The organism is Acinetobacter sp. UBA3132, from assembly GCF_002364825.1.
GTDB classification, from domain to species: Bacteria; Pseudomonadota; Gammaproteobacteria; order Pseudomonadales; family Moraxellaceae; genus Acinetobacter; species Acinetobacter schindleri.
The window spans coordinates 10,897-30,601 of record NZ_DEZM01000192.1; the positions used below are offsets into that span (position 1 = coordinate 10,897).

Genomic DNA, 19,705 nt, shown 5'->3' on the forward strand with positions numbered 1-19,705 from the left:
GAAGCATAGTCTATGTTACCAGATTCCAAAACATGCCTCAGATCTGGAACGTCTGGCTCAAAGCTTTAGTGAATCTTGTGCCCATGCTTATCAGGACCCATGCGCACGTGTAGGTCGTGAACCCCTCAGAAAACTTGAGCACAATGAGCGGGTGATGGGCTCGTTGGCGACCTTGCTCAAATATAGCTTGCCTTTTGATGTGGTTTTAAAAGGAGCAGTGCTCGGTTATGTCTATGCTCTGGAGCAGGGCGAATGCGAGCAGCAGGAACTTTTAATGCATTTGCAGATCCAATTAAGACATATGGCATTAGAACCGCAGCTCTATGAGATGTTGTATGACGAAATGGCACAATTCATCAATCAGATCATTGCTGGAAAATTGTCTTTGCAGAAATTTATGCAACTGAATTTACAACAGGCATTCAGCTGAATAAAACGTTAAATCTAAAAGACCCAGAATTTTCTGGGTCTTTTTTTATGGAAATAGGCAATGTTTTAAACAGTAGTCGCTTCTTGCTGATAAATACAGGATTGCGCAATCTGTTTTTTCTCGGTTGCGGTCATTTCAATATCTTCCCATTTTTCCATTTGCTGCAAGAGCCAGCTAAAATCTTCCAGTTTGGGTTGGGCACTTTCACCATGCATATTACGGATAATTGTCTGAATCTTATGGAAGTCATAAACATGCTGATGATCAGAACATTCAAACTGGATAATCTTATAATCGACCAGCATCTTCCAGACTTCAGACAGGTCAGTTCTCTGTTGCAAATCGGCCTGGGCTTTCTGAATCGCAGTCACTAAAGCTTTTAAGGTCAGTGGATGTTGTTCTGCCCACTCCTGACAGACTGCTAGTACTTTGTCTGCCACTGCAGGAATAATATTTGGGCTGGAGGCCACAATAAAACTATGACCTTCAATCTGTGCCTGTATATTCCACGGCTCACCCACACAAAAGCCATCAAAGACATGTTGGGCAATACCTTTCACCATCGAGGGCGGTGGCGAGGTTAGCATATGAAAGTTTTTAGCCAAATCTGGATCGGTCAATGCCAGCCATTCACGTAAACAGAAATGATGGATTGAATATTTATATACATGCGCCAGATTCACACGTTTATTTTCTTTCAGGGCTTGCACGACTTTTTGCGAACTGGTTTTTTCATCGACATCCGGATGTAAATCCAGCGCATAGCAAAGATCCTGGCGCAGACTTATAAAGGCCTGATTAATACTGAGCACCAAAGGCGTTTGCAGATTGGCTTTCAGTTGATCCTGACCAAGTGCTGCGGCTGGCAACATCGCAGACAGGCAGTGCGCGACATCAAGGAAACCATAAGCCAGACGGTCACGCAGACTGGCCCATGAAGCTTCCCGGATCAAGTTCACATTTAAACCTTGTTCCTGAAAATAACCCTGTTTTTCCGCCCATAAGATCGCGACACAATCGAGCAAAGGAATAAAGCCGATGTTAATTTCATGCTGTTCCAGTTCAGACATTTTCTTCTCCTTATTCGCCCGATAACAGTTTTTGTGCATCCAGCAGACGCCTTGCCATTTCACCCAAAGTTATGCGGTGACTCATGGCATTTTTTCGCAGCAGAGCAAAAGCCTGTTCTTCGCTCATGGAATGCAGTTGAATCAGCAAGGATTTAGCTTTGTCGATGTCACGGCGGTCTGCCAGCTTATCTTGGGTTTCCTTGAGATCATTCAGCAGTTTTTTATGCTTATGGAATTGCTCAATGGAAATCTCCATGATGCTATTCAGCTTGCTCGGATCGATACCATCAACAATATACGCCGTCACACCGGCATCAATCGCGCTTTTGATGGTGTCCTTATTGGAGTTCTGGGTAAAAAGAACCGTAGGTAATTCATACTGGCTCACGCAACTTTCGATAATGTCTCGATGCGGGTGATCCATATTCAATAGAATGACATCTGCCTGTAGATTCTTGACATGCGCCATACTCAGATCGTGGACGATCAGGCAGGCAACGACGATAAAATCATGCGCAGTCAATGAATCCTGAATAAATTCAGCACGCTCGGCATTGTCATCAATGAGTGCAATTTTAAGTTTTGGCATATTACAGCTTTATTTTGATCCAATGATCGGTACATCTTGAACGGATTTATATGCAATTTTTGCGCCATTCTTATGCAATGTTAAATAGGGTTTTCTGTATTTTTATGATTCCTTTTTGTGCAAAAGCTTTGAAATAGTGCAATTCCATCAATGTCGTAGGGGATTGCACTGCCTATAAATAAGTTGGGCTAGCGCTTTATCTTTAAAAAATAAGTAAAAAAGCCTTTTTTTATAAAATTGGCATAGATCCTGCTAAGTATTTAACAAGATAAGAGTATTGAGTCAAAGGCGACTTATACCTGAAAATTTAGACGGCCAATGACGTCCGTTCTGTTCGATTCTGACCTGCCAAAGCCACAGGCCAGGATATTTATAACGTTCAGTTCTGGAGGAAGATGGTCATGTCTTCAAATTTACAAGCTCAAAAAGCAACAAAAATAACTCTATTCAGTTTTTCCAGCGCAGCGATGCGTGCCTTCCACATGAGCTGGCTGGCATTCTTTGTCTGTTTCTTCGCCTGGTTTGCCTGTGCGCCGCTGATGCCGGTCATTGCGGGTGAATTCAATCTGACCAAAGAACAAATCGCCAATATCAATATTGCTGCAGTTGCTATCACTATTCTGGTTCGTCTAATTGTGGGGCCTTTATGTGACAAATACGGTCCACGTAAAACCTATTCTGCATTACTGATCATCGGCAGTATTCCTGTCTTTGGTGTCGCAGCTTCTAATAGCTACGAATCTTTCCTGTTCTTCCGCTTATTGATTGGCGCCATTGGTGCCAGCTTCGTGATTACCCAATATCACACCAGCATCATGTTTGCGCCAAATGTCGTAGGTACGGCAAATGCGACAACTGCAGGCTGGGGCAATGCAGGTGGTGGCGCCACGCAGGTATTGATGCCATTAATGCTGGCTGCCCTGGTGATGTTCGGTGTTGAACAGACAATGGGCTGGAGAATTGCACTGATTGTGCCGGGCGTGATGATGGTGATAGTAGGTTTCCTGTACTGGAAACTGACTCAAGACTGTCCTCAAGGCAACTTTAGTGAATTACGTGCCCAAGGCGTCAGTGTCGGCAGTGATAAAAAAGGCGGCATGGCGATTCTGATGCATGCAGCGAAAAACTACCGCGTCTGGATCCTGTTTGGTGCCTATGCTGCCTGTTTCGGTATCGAAATCTTCATTCATAACATCGTGGCAATGTACTACGTAGAAAACTTCGAGTTTGGCCTGAAAGAAGCGGGTATGGCTGCGGGGATCTTTGGTTTGCTGGCGTTATTTGCACGCGCCCTGGGTGGCATTGTATCTGACAGAGTCGCACTAAGCAAAGGTCTGGATGGCCGTACCAAAGTATTGTTTCTGATGATCCTGCTGGAAGGTGTGTTCCTGGTGGTGTTCTCACAAATGAACAGTGCAATGTTGGCAATCCTGACCATGACGGTATTCGCCCTGTTTACCCACATGGCCTGCGGTGCGACCTATGCGCTAGTGCCATTTATTGACCGTGATGCACTGGGTGGTGTGGCGGGCATTATCGGTGCAGGCGGTAACGTAGGCGCAGTTGCAGCAGGCTTCTTATTAAAAGGCATGCTGGATATCCAGACCACATTAATGGTGCTGGGTGGGCTGGTAGTGATTGCTGCGAGCTGTGTACTAATGATCCGCTTCTCGGTTGAGCATAAGGAAAAAGAGCAGCGTCTGTTTGAACAGGCGATCCAGGATCGCAACCTTGCTGAAGCGCAAAATTAATACCAGATATTTTAAAATTAGTAGGAAGTAAACATATGAAAATTATTATGATTGGTCATGGCATGGTGGGCCACAAATTTATCGAATCTGTACTTGAACAGGCGGGCGATGAGGTTGAAATCACTATTCTGGCTGAAGAACCACGTTTGGCATATGACCGTGTTCATTTAACTGAATATTTCAGTGGAAAATCAGCAAAAGATTTGACCCTTTGCCGTAGCGACTTTGCGGATGCATATGGGATCGACCTGCGCTTGGGCACTAAAGCAGTTTCAATCAATCAGCATACTCGTACTGTGACTACCCAGCATGGTGAAGAGTTAACTTATGACAAGCTGATTCTGGCAACGGGTTCCTATGCTTTTGTTCCGCCAATCCCGGGGAATGACCGTGAAAATTGTTTTGTTTACCGTACGATTGAAGATCTGGATGCAATTCGTGCAGCCAGCCTGAATTCAAAAACCGGTGTAGTAATTGGCGGAGGGCTGTTAGGTCTGGAAGCAGCCAAAGCACTGCGCGACCTGAATCTGGAAACACATGTTGTTGAGTTTGCGCCACGTCTGATGGCAGTCCAGATTGATGACCTTGGCGGAAAAGTTTTACGTTCAAAAATCGAAAATCTGGGTGTAAAAGTTCATACCCAAAAAGCAACCTCATCTATTGAAGACGGTGCCAATGCTAAACATGTGATGAAGTTTGGTGATGGTGCTGAACTGGAAACCGATATTATCCTGTTCTCTGCAGGGATTCGTCCACGTGATGAATTGGCGCGTCAAAGCGGGCTGGCCATTGGTGAACGTGGCGGAATCATGATCAATGATTACTGTCAGACTTCTCATCCAGATATTTACGCGATTGGTGAATGTGCACTCTGGAATAACAAGATTTTTGGTCTGGTGGCCCCAGGCTATGACATGGCACGTATCGCTGCGAAGCATGTGCTGCAAGAAGAATGTGCAGCATTTGCTGGCGCAGACATGAGCACCAAGCTGAAACTGATGGGTGTAGATGTTGCTTCGGTGGGTGATGCACATGCCATGACACCAGGTTCACTGAGCTATTTCTACGCCGATGAAGCGGCTCAAGTCTATAAGAAAATCGTGGTCAATGCCGAAAAGACCAAACTGTTGGGTGCAGTACTGGTCGGTTGTGCCAAAGAATATAACGACCTGCTGCAAATGATGCTGAATGGACTGGCTGTACCTGAGAATCCTGAAAGCCTGATTATGCCGGGCTTTGATCAGGCGACTGCTAAAGCAGGTGGTAGCGGTGTGGATCTACTTCCAGACAGTGCAACCATCTGTTCATGTAATAACGTGTCTAAAGCAGATATCTGCTCTGCGATTGCTGATGGTTCAACTTCACTCGGCGCTCTGAAAAAATGCACCAAAGCAGCAACCGCCTGTGGTGGCTGTGCGCCACTCGTCACTCAAGTATTGAAGTCCGAGTTGCAACGCCAAGGCGTAACGGTGAATAACCATTTGTGTGAACATTTTGCTTACTCACGTCAAGAGCTGTATCACCTGGTTCGGGTTAATGAAATCAAAACGTTTGATGACCTGATTCATCAACATGGACATGGGCTGGGCTGTGACATCTGTAAACCGACGGTAGCGAACATTCTCGCATCTTGCTGGAATGATTTCGTCTTAAAACCAAGCCATGCTGGCTTGCAAGACAGTAATGACTACTACCTGGGCAATATCCAGAAAGATGGTTCTTACTCAGTCGTGCCACGTATGGCGGGTGGTGAAGTTACACCGGATGGCCTGATTGCGATTGGTCAGATTGCTAAAGAATATGGCCTATATACCAAACTGACAGGCGGTCAACGTGTCGATATGTTTGGTGCACAAGTGCATCAATTGCCTGAAATCTGGGAAAAACTGATCAATGCCGGTTTTGAATCAGGTCATGCTTACGGTAAATCCTTACGTACCGTGAAATCTTGTGTCGGTAGCACCTGGTGCCGTTATGGCGTAGATGATTCGGTTGGCTTGGCGATCTTCCTGGAAAACCGTTACAAAGGCCTGCGTTCTCCACATAAACTGAAAATGGCCGTGTCTGGCTGTACCCGTGAATGTGCCGAAGCACAAAGCAAAGACGTCGGTGTGATTGCCACTGAAAAAGGCTGGAACCTGTATGTTTGCGGTAACGGCGGTATGAAACCACGCCACGCGGAACTACTGGCATCTGACCTCGATACTCAAACCCTGATCCGCTATATCGACCGTTTCTTCATGTTCTATATCCAGACTGCAGATCGTTTGCAACGTACTTCGGTATGGCGTGACAACCTTGAAGGTGGCCTGGATTATCTGAAAGATGTCATCGTGAATGACTCGCTTGGTCTGGCCGCTGAACTGGAACACCGTATGCAGCATGTGGTGGGTACTTATCAGGACGAATGGCGTACTGCGATTGAAGATCCTGAAGTTCGTAAACGCTTTAAAACTTTTATTAATGCCAAAGCTGAATTGCAGAATGATCCTCATGTTCAATTTACTGAAGTACGCGGCCAGATCCGTCCGAAAACTGAAGCTGAACGTGATATCACACGTATCCCAGTAGTTGAAGCCTGATTCAAAGCATAAGGAAGAAAGAAGATGACCATTTTAAAAGATATGAATGAACTGAATTGGGTCGAAGTGTGTGCACTGGATGACATTACCCCAAATACTGGCGTAGCGGCATTGGTGGAAGATCAGCAAATTGCTTTGTTCCGTGTAGGTCATGAAAAGCGTGTTTATGCCTTAAGTAACCAGGATCCATTTAGTAAAGCATTTGTAATTTCACGCGGGATTCTGGGTGATCTGCAAGGGGAACGCGTCGTCGCTTCACCGATTTACAAGCAGCATTTCAGTCTGGCAACCGGACGCTGTCTGGAAGATAAAGACCAAAAGCTGCTGGTATTTCCGAGCAAGATTGAAAATGGCAAAGTCTGGATCAGTCCGACCCCTCAAAAAACCTATATCACCAATAATGGCACTTCTCAGGAAAAGATGAAGCTGGTTTTGGTGGGTAATGGCCTGGCTGGTATGCGTTGTTTGGAAGACCTGCTGGATATGGCACCTGACCGTTATGAAATTACTGTGATTGGTGAAGAACCGTGGGGTAACTACAACCGTATTATGCTATCACCAGTACTTTCGGGTGAGAAAACCATTGATGACATCATGCTGCATCCACATGCCTGGTATGCTGACAAAGGCATCCGTCTGATTGCCGGTGATCCGGCGGTTCGCATCGACCGTCCTCGTAAACACGTATATACCGAAAAGGGCGAAGTGATCAGTTATGACCGCCTGATTCTGGCGACTGGTTCCAAACCATTTGTTCCACCAATTCCAGGGAGTGACTTAACAGGTGTACTGAGCTTCCGTGATATTTATGATGTCAACAACATGCTGGATTACTGCAAGACTCGAAAAAATGCCGTAGTCATTGGCGGAGGACTTTTAGGTCTGGAAGCAGCGTATGGACTAAAACAGCAAGGCATGAATGTGACTGTGTTGCACCTGATGGACCGTATCATGGATCGCCAGCTAGACAGTAAAGCCAGCCAGATGCTGAAAACAGCGATTGAGCAGAAAGGTATCACGATTCTGACTGCAGCGAATACCGAATGCCTGTTTGGTGAAGAAGGTCATGTGACTCAAGTCAAACTCAAAGACGGGACTGTGCTGGATGCTGATCTGGTGGTGTTTGCCGTGGGGATCCGTCCAAACATGACTTTAGCACAAAGCGCAGGCTTACGTTGTAACCGTGGTGTATTAGTGAATGATACCATGCAGACTTTTGACCCAGGTATTTATGCGGTGGGTGAATGTATTGAACATCGAGGTCAAACTTTTGGTCTGGTTGAACCACTTTGGGGCCAGGCCTTTATTTGTGCATCACATCTGGCCGAGCATGGCAGTCTGACGTTCAAAGCGCCAACTGTTCCGACTCAGCTGAAAGTAAGTGGCTGTGATGTATTTTCGGCAGGTGACTTCGAGCCAAAAGAGGATTTTGAAGATATCGTGCTAAATGATGAGAAACGTCAGATCTATAAACGCATTATTATTCAAAAAGATAGAGTAATTGGTGCCGTGCTGTTTGGTGATACTGAGGATGGTGCCTGGTATGCCGAGCTAATTGCAGATCAAACCCCAATTGCAACGATTCGTAACAAGCTGCTTTTTGGTCGGGATTTTGCATTAAAGAAAGCAGGGTAATTAGATCTCTGTAATTAGTACTTCATAAGAAGGATGTCCTAGCCTCAAATGGAGTGCTAAAGCAACCGTTTACGTGTAGGCATTCCCTTACTTTTGAAAGATCAAAAGTAACAAAAATCTTGGATTCCCATACATTACGTCCTGTAATGATGGGTATCGGTGGCATCCATGCCACCTCACGATAGTGAATGCTTACATGAATTTCATATTTGAAATAAAGCCAAGATAAAAATCGGAATTACGTGAATTTAGATAATTTAGGAGCACAGCAGCAATGAATAGTATCCCAGTGGTGGAACTGCATAGCTCCACAGAATTAAAAACTAAAACCACACAGACCACATGCCCATATTGCGGCGTGGGTTGTGGTGTGACTGCACATGTAACGCCGACCACATCAGGTCCGAAAGTGACTGTTGAAGGTGATGTCAAACATCCTTCGAATTACGGAAAATTGTGCATCAAAGGCAGTAATCTGGTTGATACCTTAGGATTGGAAACCCGTTTATTGCATCCAATGTTAGGCCGTAAAGACCAGCGTGAAGTTACTGATTGGGATACTGCAACTTCAACGATTGCCTATAAATTCCAGCAATACATTGAGCAGTATGGCCGTGACAGCATTGCCTTTTATGTCTCGGGTCAGCTGCTGACCGAAGATTATTATGTGGTGAATAAGTTCGTCAAAGGCTATCTCGGCACGGCAAATATTGATACCAATTCACGCCTGTGTATGTCTTCGGCTGTTGCTGCACATAAACGAGCTTTTGGTGAAGATCTGGTTCCAGCCAGTTATGAAGATTTTGAACATACTGACATGGTGGTTCTGGTGGGTTCCAATACTGCATGGTGTCATCCGGTGCTCTACCAGCGCATCATGAAAGCCAAGGAACAGCGTGATCTGTTTGTAGTCGTGATTGATCCGCGTTTTACCAGTACCTGTGAAGCAGCAGATCTGCATCTGCCTATTCTGCCAGGGCAAGACGTTGCATTATTTAATGGCCTATTACAGTACTTATATCAGCATGGTGATGTAGATCAGGAATTTGTTGCTGCACATACCCAAGGGCTGGAACAGGCCTTGGCCAGCAGTACTGCGGAAGCTTCGATTGAAGATATTGCGGCACGCACCGGTATTTCAGCTGCTAAGCTGAGTCAATTCTTTGAAAAATTTGCCCAGATTGACAAAGTCATGACGTTGTTCTCCATGGGTGTAAACCAATCCTCCCGTGGCGTAGATAAAGCCAACAGTATTATTAACTGCCATTTGCTCACGGGTAAAATTGGCAGACTCGGTGCAGCCCCATTCTCTATGACCGGCCAGCCAAATGCGATGGGCGGACGTGAAGTCGGTGGCTTGGCCAATATGCTGGCAGCCCATATGGATTTAGAAAATCTGGAGCATCAACAGCTGGTGCAAAAATTCTGGCAAAGTCCATATATTGCCAAGCAAGCGGGTTTTAAGGCAGTTGATCTATTCCAGGCAGTCGAAAGCGGCAAGATCAAAGCCATCTGGATCATGGCAACCAATCCGGTCGTCAGCTTGCCCGATGCCGATCAAGTGAAGCGTGCTCTGGATAAATGTGAATTCGTAGTGGTCTCTGATATCTGTCAGGATACGGATACTACTCAATATGCTGATGTATTACTTCCAGCTTTAGGCTGGGGCGAAAAAGATGGAACCGTCACCAATTCGGAACGCCGTATTTCAAGGCAACATGCCTTTTTAGATGCGCCGGGTGAAGCCAAAGCTGACTGGTGGGCGATTGCACAGGTGGCGAAGCAAATGGGTTTCAGAGGGTTTGATTTTCACAATAGCCATGAAATTTTTAAAGAACATGCCGGCCTCTCTGCCTATCAAAATGTAGAAATTTCCCAACGTCTAGAAACCCCATATTTCCGTTATTTTAATCTGCAAGGCTTGAGTAATTTAACCACAGAAGAATATAACAAACTGGAACCAGTGCAATGGCCGGTTTCGGATAAACAGCAACCTGCTCAATCTGTAGGAAGATTATTTGCCCAAGGCCAGTTCAGTCATGCTGATGGTAAAGCAAGATTTATTGCAACTACTGCAATTGATCCGGTCAATCAGGTTTCCAGTGAATATCCTTTAGTTCTGAATACTGGTCGGATTCGTGACCAATGGCATACTATGAGCCGCACTGGATTATCTGCCAATCTCAGTACACATCGTGCCGAACCGTATTGTGAAATTCATCCGAATGATGCACTGAAATACGGGATTCAGGATAGTGAGCTGGTCGAAGTTCGTTCTGAATGGGGACAATGTATTTTACGTGCTCAGGTTAGTGACAATATCCGTCGTGGTCAGGTCTTTGCACCAATCCACTGGAATGATCAGATGGCATCCGATGCACGTATCGGCAAGCTGGTGAATCCAGTGGTCGATGCCATTTCTGGTGAGCCTGAGTTTAAGCATACGCCAGTGTTGATCCAGCCATTCCATACCCAGTGGCAGGGCGTGCTGTATGTACGTGAAGGTTATGAAAGTTATGTGCAGTCATTTATTGACAAGAGCATCTGGTGGACCAAGGTAAAGGCTATTCGTGCGACACGTTATGAAATTGCGGATCGTCAGAAATTTAGCACCACGACCGAGCAGCTGAAAAGCCTGTTGCCTTTTACTAAAGAGGACTTTGAATGGCTGAATCTGGAAGACCAGACTGCACATATCAGCCATAGCGTAGTGTTGCAGGATGGCAAGCTGATCGCCAGTCTGTATATCGCTCCGAAAGCGCTGTTACCAGATCGCGACTGGTTATCGGGGCTGTTTCAGCGTGAACGACTCAGTGCCATGCACCGTAAAGCGTTGCTGGCTGGTCAGGCGATCTCAATGAGCAAGAGTGAAGGTGCGCTAGTGTGCAGCTGTTTTAAAGTCGGTAAAAACCGCATCATCCAGACGATTAAAGAAAAAAATATCACCAACGAAAAACAGGTGACCGCATGTCTAAAAGCCGGCGGCAACTGCGGTTCCTGCTTACCTGAAATTCGTGGCCTGATTAAAGCTTGCCAGACGGAGTCCGTATAATGAAAAGAATCCATAAGAGCATGAATTATCCACCCACCGATTTAGTCATCCTGGCCGGTGGCCAGGCGCGTCGGATGAATGGCATTAACAAGCTGCTGCAAAAGTTTGATGATGAAATTCAACTGATCAAGATTCACCAGCAGCTTAGATCGCGTGTTGGTCAGGTCTGGATCAACAGCCACCGTGATCACTCCATTTATGAACGCCTTATTCCATCAATCCGTTATTTTCAGGATGATGAACCGGGCTTTCACGGACCCTTGATGGGCATGAAAAGTGCCTGGTCTCATGTGCATTCGGACTACGTGCTGTTTGTACCATGCGATGTGACTTACATTCCAAAAAAGGTTATTTCTGGATTACATCGGGCCATGCAGCGAGATCCTCTTTGTGAAGTGGCTGTAGTGGAAATAAATGATATAGCATTGTATCCATTCTGCTTACTTAAACGAAGCAGTTTGCCGACACTGGTTCAGCATCTCGAACAAAATCAGCGCAGTTTAAGACATTGTTTTGCGAAAATGCACATGCAAATGGCGCGATTTAAAAATCATGCACTGTTTTTTCACAGCATTAACTCCTTTGATGAATTGCAGCAGCATCAGCAACTGCATTTTCTCTAAGTGCTGAGTGAATGGTGCTTAAAAGCAGGGCAATACATCTGTTTAAAACTCTTATTTTTCTTAAATTCCAATAAATCGCACTCAAATATTAAAAAACCGCAATTTCTGCGCAAAGTTGGAACATTTATTGCAATTTAACCCTAGAGCAATAGCAATTTAATAGGGCATCGGTCAGCAAAACATTTGGCTAGAAACAAAGTTGATGATCGACCCTGATGGAATAAGTAATGAACCATATCAATCCTTTACAGCAGGCTGAACCAGTCCCGGTATTTCAGGATCAGTTTGGACGCAATAAGCGTAAGCTCCGTATCTCTGTGACGGATCGCTGTAATTTTAAATGTGTTTATTGCATGCCAGAACATCCAGAATGGATGAAAAAACACGATTTACTCAGCTTTGAAGAACTCTATCATTTTTGTGAATTCATGGTTCGCCGTGGTATTGAACAGATCCGGATTACCGGTGGCGAACCTTTAATGCGCCAAGGTGTGGTGCATTTTATTGCTGAATTACAACAACTGAAAAAAAGCGGCTTGAAACGTATTTCAATGACTACGAATGGTCATTATCTCAAACAATATGCAGCAGAATTAAAGCAGGCCGGGCTAGATGACCTGAATATCAGTCTGGACAGCCTGGATGCAGAGCAGTTTGAACAATTAACTGCAAAAAAACTGCAACCCGTATTAGAAGGCATTCAAGCAGCCCAGCAGGCTGGCTTTCAAATCAAAATTAATACAGTACTCATCAAAGGCATCAATGATGACCAGATTTTGTCTTTGGCACACTGGGCCAAACGCGAACAAGTTGAATTGCGTTTTATCGAGTTTATGCCACTCGATGGCGACCAGAACTGGTCACGTGATCATGTGGTTAGCGAGCAGGACATTCTGGATGAATTGGCTACAGAATTTGAAGTAAAGATCAGACAAGGTCAGGGGACTAATCCAGCACGAAGCTATTACATTGAAGGTATGTCGATCGGCATTATTTCAACGATTACTAATTCATTCTGTGGTAACTGTGACCGTTTACGACTGAATGCTCAAGGTGAATTATTTAACTGCTTATTCTCAACTCAAGGTCTAAAACTCAAAAACAGTATTCAACAGTTAAGACAGCACCTAGCATCAGCTGAACAAACCCTGCAACAACAGCTGCAACCCTATATCTGGAATAAAGCTGCTGGCTTTCAGGCCATTCAGGCTCAGCAAAGACTGTTCAATTCCTCCCATAAAACCCATTCAAATTTCCGAAAAATCAGCATGCATATGATAGGAGGCTAAGATGACTACAAAACTTCAATCATCGATTACCGTCAAAATCGAATCTTTCGGTGCGATCGAACGTCAGTTACCTCAAGATTTAACTGTGCAATGTCAGATAGACAGTCTGGTTGCCGATGTACTCAATAAAGTCATTCAGTCCTTTCCAGAAGCTTTCAACCTGTTAGAGCGTTGTGCCTGTGCCATCGGTGAAGACATTATTTCTCGTCAGACTCGATTAAATCAGGACAGTACTCTAGTGTTGCTGTCACCGGTCGCAGGAGGTTGAGATGGAACTGAAACAATTTGCCCGTATTCAGGGCACACCGCTGCAACAGGACGTATTTGATGGGATTCAATATTTTCCTGAATGTGGGGGAATCGGTATTTTTATTGGAACAGTACGAAATCATCATGAAGGTAAAGCGGTTAAAGCACTGAAATATACCTCTTATGCACCTGTTGCTGAAAAGATGATTCGCCAGATCGAGCAGGAAATTCAGGCTGAATATGGCGTGTCCTATGTCCGAATTGTACATCGCATCGGTTCATTGGATATTGGTGATATCGCCATTATTGCCATGGCCTATGCACCACATCGTCGGGAAGCTTTTCAAGCCTGCGAAGAAGCCGTGGAACGGGTCAAGCATGAAGTACCGGTCTGGAAAGAAGAATTCTATATGGATGGCAGTAGTCAATATGTCGAAGGTTGCTGCATTCGTCGTGACCAGGGTTCAAATCATCACCCTCATAGAAAGCATGCGCATACTCATAACTGTACTGATGCACATACATCGGAAAAATTGCCTTTGAACCTGATCCAGCCAGATGTTCCTGTTTATCAATGGCCGCTATAAATTGAAGTTTGAGTAAAAAATGAAAAGATTCAAGAAGGATAAGCCATGAAAGATGTCGGAATGAAACCGGAGAGTTACCGCACTGCTATTGCCACCGGGATTCTGCATGCGCCGCCACACTGCATTGAATTACTGCGTAATGGTAATACCGACAAAGGTGATGCGCTAAAAACCGCTCGGATCGCAGGGATTTTAGGCGCAAAACGTACTGATGAACTCATTCCTCTATGTCATCCACTGCCAATTTATCGGGCCGATGTGGAATATGAGCTTGAAGAAGCTCATGTAGTGATTACTGCGGTAGTGGAAACGATTGGTCCAACGGGTGTGGAAATGGAAGCACTGACAGCAGTCAGTCTGGCAGGTTTGACCCTTTACGATATGCTGAAACCACATTGTGAGCCGGAAGAATTATGTCTGGATCAGGTTAAACTGGGGCAAAAAAAGGGTGGAAAATCACATTTCACCCGTGTTCTGAAAGAACCTTTACCAGCCTCTGTCATTGTACTTTCTGATACCGTGGCATCTGGCAAGAAAGCCGACACAGCCGGGCAGAATGTGATGGAAATTCTGGAAGAAGCTAATTTTGGCTTTATCCACTATCAGGTGATTCCGGATAGTCCTGAACAGCTAAAAGCTTTAATTGAACAGCAAAAAAATGATTATCCATTAATTCTGACAGTGGGTGGTACGGGACTCGGCCCTAAAGATCTGACAGTGGAAACTATTCAACCCTTACTAACCCGTGAAATTCCGGGACTGATGGAAGCTGCACGCAGTTTTGGTCAACGTCGTACACCTTACGCAGCACTGAGCCGTGGTGTCGCAGGTTATATCGAAAACAGCCTGATCCTTACCTTACCGGGTAGCCGCCAAGGGGCTAAAGAATCCTTAGTGGCGATTTTACCTGCACTCGTACATCTGTTTGATGTACAGAAAAATATTCCCCATGCAGGAGGCTATCAATGAACTCTGCTGTAACGACAGAACATTCCGTCTGTGGCAGTGAACCCGGCCTAATTTCTGTCGATCAGGCTCTGCAGATGATTCTAGATCATACTGATCATTTAGCCATTGAAAAACGGCCCTTAAGTCAGGCACTGAACCGTTTCGTAGCCGAAGATATTTATTCAAAAACTCAGCTGCCGATATTTTCGCAAAGTGCTGTAGACGGTTATGCCATCTGTATGGATATCGACATGCCAGCAGAAAGCAGTTTTGAACTGATTGGTGAAATTCGTGCTGGACAGGGAGCTGATCTGATACTTGAACCAGGTCAGGCAGTACGCATCTTTACTGGTGCGAAAATTCCGTTGCAGACCTCGACGGTGGCACGACAGGAAATTGTACAGCTCAGGGACTCGACCATTATCTTGACTGAAGCCTTGCAACTGGATGCTGATATCCGTCAAGCCGGTGAAGAAATTCGCATGGGCCAATGCCTGGCTGTTCAGGGGCAGCAGCTCAGTATTGGGACAATTGCAGCCTTAAGTATGGCGGGCGTGCATGAAGTATCCGTTTATCGCTATCCTAAAATTGCAGTCATCATTACTGGTGATGAAGTCGCTGAAACAGTTGAAGACTTAAATTCCGGCAAAATTTTTGATGCCAATGCTCCTTTAATTCAAGCCTGGTTCCAGTCCAGAAACCAGCAGGTTGAGATCATGCATGTTGCCGATACCGAACAGGCGGTCAGCGCGCTATTTAAAAGGCTGAGAACCCAGTACGATCTGATTCTGACCACCGGTGGTGTATCGGTAGGAGATTATGACTTTGTCCGTCCGGTCGCACTAAAACTGGGTTTTGAACAGTTATTCTGGAAAGTCAAACAGAAACCTGGCAAGCCAATGTTCTTCGCCAGATCTGAGCGACCCGATCAAAGTCCATGTTATTTACTCGGCCTGCCGGGTAATCCTGCTGCAGTCTATATAGGCATGCAGATCTATGTATCAACCTTAATCAGTACGTTACAAGGTCAAAAGCAATTACCACAATGGTTTAGTGCAGTAATGAGTCATGACTTAAAAGCCGATAGCCGGGAACGTTTTTTGCGTATGGCATTAAGTTTTGAATCGGGAATGCTAAAGCTTTCCAGCTTGCCGAAGCAACAGTCGCATATGCTGAGTAACCTGATGCAGGCCAATTGTATTGTCCGTATTCCGGCGGCGCAAAGCATCCAGACCGGTCAGATCCTGCAAGGTCTGTTTATTTAAGGAATATGTCACCGATGAAAAAGGGATTGATCTTATTCAGTGCAGTTTTCCTTTCCTGTTCAGTCCAGGCTGGCAGTACCGTCCGAGTCTATGCGGCCGCCAGTCTGAGCAATGCGGTGACGGAGATTGCCAGACGTTATGAAAAACAGTATCCCTCAATCAAAGTAGTGCTGGTCTTTGCAGCGTCTTCATCGCTCGCCCGACAAATTCAAACTGGCGCACCGGCTGATATTTTTTTCTCTGCCGATCAGGACTGGATGAATTATCTGGTAAAAAAACAAAAAATAGCTAGATCTCAAGTAAAGCCCTTATTAAGCAATGAACTGGTATTAATCAGTCCTTTACAGCGTCAGCAAAGCTTTCAGGCCAGTTCTCAATTTAATTTTGCCCAGTCCTTTCAGGGGTATGTATGTACCGGACAAATGGAATCTGTGCCTGTTGGCAAATATGCCAAACAGAGTCTAACCAATCTGAAATGGTTAAAGGGTCTGCAAGGCCGCATTGTCGGAACAGATAGTGTACGTTCGGCCTTGGCTTTTGTGGAACGTGGTGAATGTCAGGCCGGGATTGTGTATAAAACCGATGCGTTACAGAGTAAAAAAGTGAAAATTGCTGGGGTCTTTCCAGCTCATACGCATAGCCCGATTGTCTATCCAATTGCCTTGACTCAGCAGGGCAGTAAAAATGCCGATGCAGTCAAATTCATACGTTTTATGAGTCAGCATACCGAGGCGAAAAAGATTTATCAGCACTATGGTTTTAAACTCTAGGATGGTTCCAGTATGCTGACACCAGAGGAACTCAGTGCATTGTATCTGTCAGCAAAGGTTGCAGGTTTTGCCACAGCGATCAGTTTGCCGTTTGCCATTTTATTGGCGTGGATTCTGGCACGTTATGAGTTTCGTCTGAAATATGTGGTGGAAACACTGTTGCACCTGCCGATGGTTTTACCACCTGTGGTATTGGGCTATTTATTATTGATCGTCTTTGGTGGCAATGGCTGGATTGGACAATGGTTGCAGCAGTGGGGCATTCAGCTGGCTTTTAACTGGAAAGGTGCAGTGCTGGCCGCCATGATTGTAGCTTTCCCCTTAATGGTGCAACCGATCCGGTTGTCCTTTCAAATGATTAATCCGCAACTGGAACAGGTAGCAAATTCTTTGGGTGTTCAGCCCTATAAAGTTTTTTGCAGTATCAGCTTACCGCTGGCGTTGCCCGGTATTCTGATTGGCAGTATTCTCTGTTTTAGCCGCAGTCTGGGCGAGTTTGGTGCCACTATCACCTTTGTTGGCAACATTCCTGACGAAACCCGCACCATTCCGATTGCGATCTATTCCCTATTACAGCAACCTGATGGCGAACAGATGGCTTTACGACTGGTGCTTTTATCTCTAGGTCTGGCTTTTGCAGCATTATTGGCGAATTACTGGATTATGCAAAAATATCAGCAGAAAATTCAGGAGCGCTAATGCTGCAATGTGAGTTTCATTATCAAAAGGATGCCTTTAGTTTAGATGCAGCAGTCCAGATGCAGAATTCTGTCTTGGGAATTGTTGGACCTTCGGGAGCAGGCAAAACTACTTTTCTTAAATTACTCCTTGGGCTCTATCAACCACAATCTGGCCATATTCATTTAAATAAACAGATCCTGACTGATGCAAACCAGAAAATTCATATTCCCATCCATCAGCGTAAAATCGCCTTGGTATTTCAGCAGGCGATGCTGTTTCCACATATGAATGTTGAACAGAACCTGCTTTACGCCAAAAAATGGGGCAAATTGGAACAGGAAAAATTCCAATTAAAGGAGATTGCTGAATTATTGGAAATTGATCATCTATTGCAGCGTCGGGTTCAGCAATTATCGGGTGGGGAAGCACAGCGTATTTCGATCGGGCGGGCGCTGTTGTCCAGTCCTGAATTACTGCTCTTGGATGAGCCATTGACTGGCCTGGATACCAAACTGAAACAGCAAATCCTGCCATTTTTTACTCGCATCCGCGATGAAATACAGGTGCCGATGATTTATGTGACCCATCATCATGAAGAGCTGGAACAGCTGGATGCAGAAATTATTGAATTACAGGATCATCAGCTAAGCAATTCGCCGAGATAACTTTTTTTAAAAATACTTATAAAGAGAAAATAAAATAAATTTCAAGTAATTTGGCTTGGCGTATAATCTTCAGTCATTACCGGATACTACATGGATGAATATGACGGATATTGCACAGACCGAAGTAACGCGGTCTGCCTCAAAAATGGTTTTACCCATTGTCTTTGCTGTTGCCCTTGCACATTTCTTAAATGACCTGATTCAAGCCTGTTTACCAGCCATCTATCCCTTATTGAAAACTAATTATGACCTGAGTTTTGGTCAGATCGGCTTAATCTCTCTCGTGTATCAATTGACGGCGTCTTTATTACAACCTTGGGTGGGCTTCTATACTGACAAATATCCAAAGCCTTATCTTTTACCGATCGGTATGGGCTTTACCCTGTTTGGGATTCTGCTGTTAGCTCTATCTCAGAGTTTTGTAATGCTATTGGTTTCCGCTGCAATTATCGGGATCGGTTCTTCGACTTTTCATCCGGAAGCATCGCGTGTAGCGCGTATGGCTTCTGGTGGCAAGCTCGGTACTGCACAATCAGCCTTTCAGGTCGGTGGCAATAGTGGCTCTGCAGTAGGACCGTTACTGGCTGCACTGATTATTATTCCGAATGGACAGGCATCTTCGGCATGGCTGATGCTGTTTGCTGCTCTTGGCATATTTGTATTATTTAAGGTTAGCCGCTGGACCATCACGAATAGCCAGAAACAACTGAAAAAGATGGGTGCTACAGCAGCGTCCAAACTGCATGGAATCACTTTAATCCGTGCGCTTGGTGTCATTGGTATCCTGATGATCGCCAAATTTACTTATACCGTGAGCATCAGTAATTATTTTACTTTTTACCTGATTGATAAATTTGGTATCTCAATCCGAGATGCGCAGCTCTATCTATTTGCCTTTTTGGGCGCCGTCGCTTTGGGCACTTTCTTTGGTGGACCCATTGGAGACCGGATTGGCCGTAATGCAGTGATCTGGTTTTCCTTTTTAGGTATGGCACCATTTGCCTTACTCATGCCGTATGCCAATTTATTCTGGACTTGTATCTTTTCAATTTTCGCTGGCCTGATTTTATCGTCAGCATTTTCAGCGATGGTGGTGTATGCTCAGGAAGCAGTACCAGGCCGTGTGGGTACGATTGCCGGTTTGATGTTTGGCGTAATGTTTGGCATCAGTGGGATCGCAGCAGCAGGATTAGGTTATGTGGCAGATCATACCAGCATTGCCTGGGTATTCCAGTTATGTTCATACCTGCCATTATTGGGCATACTGAGTTTCTTCCTGCCTAAAACTCAAAAATAAAAACAGGATCAAGACCTAGGTTCAAAACAGAATATTGCCTATCTTAAAACCTCAAAGATGAAGCATTTTTGAGGTTTTCTTTATATTTCATCTGAACTTTATAAAGGGAAGATTAGGTAAAAATATGTGATTGATATTGCATTGCTTTATTTAGTAAATATTATGCTAGATTATAATGAATAAAATATATCCAATTTAAGAATTGGAATAATAATTGCTTAA

At 44.9% G+C, this 19,705-nt stretch carries 16 protein-coding genes and 1 pseudogene; 15 read left to right on the top strand and 2 right to left on the bottom strand.

Annotated features, from left to right (window positions below; translation table 11 throughout):
- Window positions 1-430, top strand: a pseudogene (locus tag B4033_RS10380) (haloacid dehalogenase); the annotation flags it as partial.
- Between the two features lie 65 nt (window positions 431-495).
- Here B4033_RS10380 and B4033_RS10385 read toward each other — a convergent pair.
- Together B4033_RS10385 and B4033_RS10390 are read right to left on the bottom strand one after the other, a co-directional pair.
- Window positions 496-1,500 (bottom strand): ABC transporter substrate-binding protein, encoded by a 1,005-nt coding sequence (locus B4033_RS10385; protein ID WP_286833705.1) that lies wholly within the window; start codon window positions 1,498-1,500, stop codon window positions 496-498.
- A 10-nt stretch (window positions 1,501-1,510) separates the two neighbouring features.
- Window positions 1,511-2,089 carry an ANTAR domain-containing response regulator gene (locus tag B4033_RS10390; RefSeq protein WP_071320262.1) on the bottom strand — a complete coding sequence of 193 codons (579 nt, stop codon included), beginning with the start codon at window positions 2,087-2,089 and terminating at the stop codon, window positions 1,511-1,513.
- Window positions 2,090-2,490: 401 nt separating this feature from the next.
- Between B4033_RS10390 and B4033_RS10395 the strand changes: the two genes are divergently transcribed.
- The 14 genes from B4033_RS10395 to B4033_RS10460 all read left to right on the top strand — a co-directional run bounded on the left by B4033_RS10395 (window position 2,491) and on the right by B4033_RS10460 (window position 19,483).
- Window positions 2,491-3,840 carry an MFS transporter gene (locus B4033_RS10395; RefSeq protein WP_376745276.1) on the top strand — a complete coding sequence of 450 codons (1,350 nt, stop codon included), beginning with the start codon at window positions 2,491-2,493 and terminating at the stop codon, window positions 3,838-3,840.
- 35 nt (window positions 3,841-3,875) lie between these two features.
- A complete protein-coding gene (nirB, locus tag B4033_RS10400; RefSeq protein ID WP_108619440.1) occupies window positions 3,876-6,422 on the top strand; it encodes a nitrite reductase large subunit NirB in 2,547 nt (848 codons plus the stop codon).
- 24 nt (window positions 6,423-6,446) lie between these two features.
- Window positions 6,447-8,057, top strand: coding sequence for a nitrite reductase small subunit NirD (gene nirD, locus B4033_RS10405; RefSeq protein WP_286833711.1), 1,611 nt, complete (start codon window positions 6,447-6,449; stop codon window positions 8,055-8,057).
- Between the two features lie 274 nt (window positions 8,058-8,331).
- Complete coding sequence (locus B4033_RS10410; RefSeq protein ID WP_286833714.1) at window positions 8,332-11,109, top strand: nitrate reductase; 2,778 nt, start codon at window positions 8,332-8,334, stop codon at window positions 11,107-11,109.
- Window positions 11,109-11,732 (top strand): molybdenum cofactor guanylyltransferase, encoded by a 624-nt coding sequence (gene mobA / locus B4033_RS10415; RefSeq protein WP_076753563.1) that lies wholly within the window; start codon window positions 11,109-11,111, stop codon window positions 11,730-11,732. Before B4033_RS10410 ends, mobA begins: the two co-directional genes overlap by 1 nt.
- Window positions 11,733-11,959: 227 nt before the next feature.
- Complete coding sequence (moaA, locus tag B4033_RS10420) at window positions 11,960-13,021, top strand: GTP 3',8-cyclase MoaA (protein ID WP_108619443.1); 1,062 nt, start codon at window positions 11,960-11,962, stop codon at window positions 13,019-13,021.
- A gap of 1 nt (window position 13,022) precedes the next feature.
- Window positions 13,023-13,289 (top strand): MoaD/ThiS family protein, encoded by a 267-nt coding sequence (locus B4033_RS10425; RefSeq protein WP_004809395.1) that lies wholly within the window; start codon window positions 13,023-13,025, stop codon window positions 13,287-13,289.
- A gap of 1 nt (window position 13,290) precedes the next feature.
- Window positions 13,291-13,857, top strand: coding sequence for a molybdenum cofactor biosynthesis protein MoaE (locus tag B4033_RS10430; RefSeq protein WP_286833721.1), 567 nt, complete (start codon window positions 13,291-13,293; stop codon window positions 13,855-13,857).
- Window positions 13,858-13,902: 45 nt separating this feature from the next.
- Window positions 13,903-14,826 carry a bifunctional molybdenum cofactor biosynthesis protein MoaC/MoaB gene (gene moaCB / locus B4033_RS10435; protein WP_184103880.1) on the top strand — a complete coding sequence of 308 codons (924 nt, stop codon included), beginning with the start codon at window positions 13,903-13,905 and terminating at the stop codon, window positions 14,824-14,826.
- Window positions 14,823-16,070 (top strand): molybdopterin molybdotransferase MoeA, encoded by a 1,248-nt coding sequence (locus B4033_RS10440; RefSeq protein WP_286833724.1) that lies wholly within the window; start codon window positions 14,823-14,825, stop codon window positions 16,068-16,070. Before moaCB ends, B4033_RS10440 begins: the two co-directional genes overlap by 4 nt.
- 14 nt (window positions 16,071-16,084) lie before the next feature.
- Entirely contained in the window at window positions 16,085-16,840 is a 756-nt protein-coding gene (modA, locus tag B4033_RS10445; protein ID WP_103800007.1) for a molybdate ABC transporter substrate-binding protein, read from the top strand.
- A 12-nt stretch (window positions 16,841-16,852) separates the two neighbouring features.
- Window positions 16,853-17,539 carry a molybdate ABC transporter permease subunit gene (modB, locus tag B4033_RS10450; RefSeq protein ID WP_048882720.1) on the top strand — a complete coding sequence of 229 codons (687 nt, stop codon included), beginning with the start codon at window positions 16,853-16,855 and terminating at the stop codon, window positions 17,537-17,539.
- Entirely contained in the window at window positions 17,539-18,186 is a 648-nt protein-coding gene (locus B4033_RS10455; protein WP_286833727.1) for an ATP-binding cassette domain-containing protein, read from the top strand. The genes modB and B4033_RS10455 overlap by 1 nt, the downstream gene beginning before the upstream one ends.
- 100 nt (window positions 18,187-18,286) lie before the next feature.
- Window positions 18,287-19,483, top strand: a complete 1,197-nt coding sequence (locus B4033_RS10460) for an MFS transporter (protein WP_376745277.1) — start codon at window positions 18,287-18,289, stop codon at window positions 19,481-19,483.
- Window positions 19,484-19,705 lie beyond the last annotated feature (222 nt).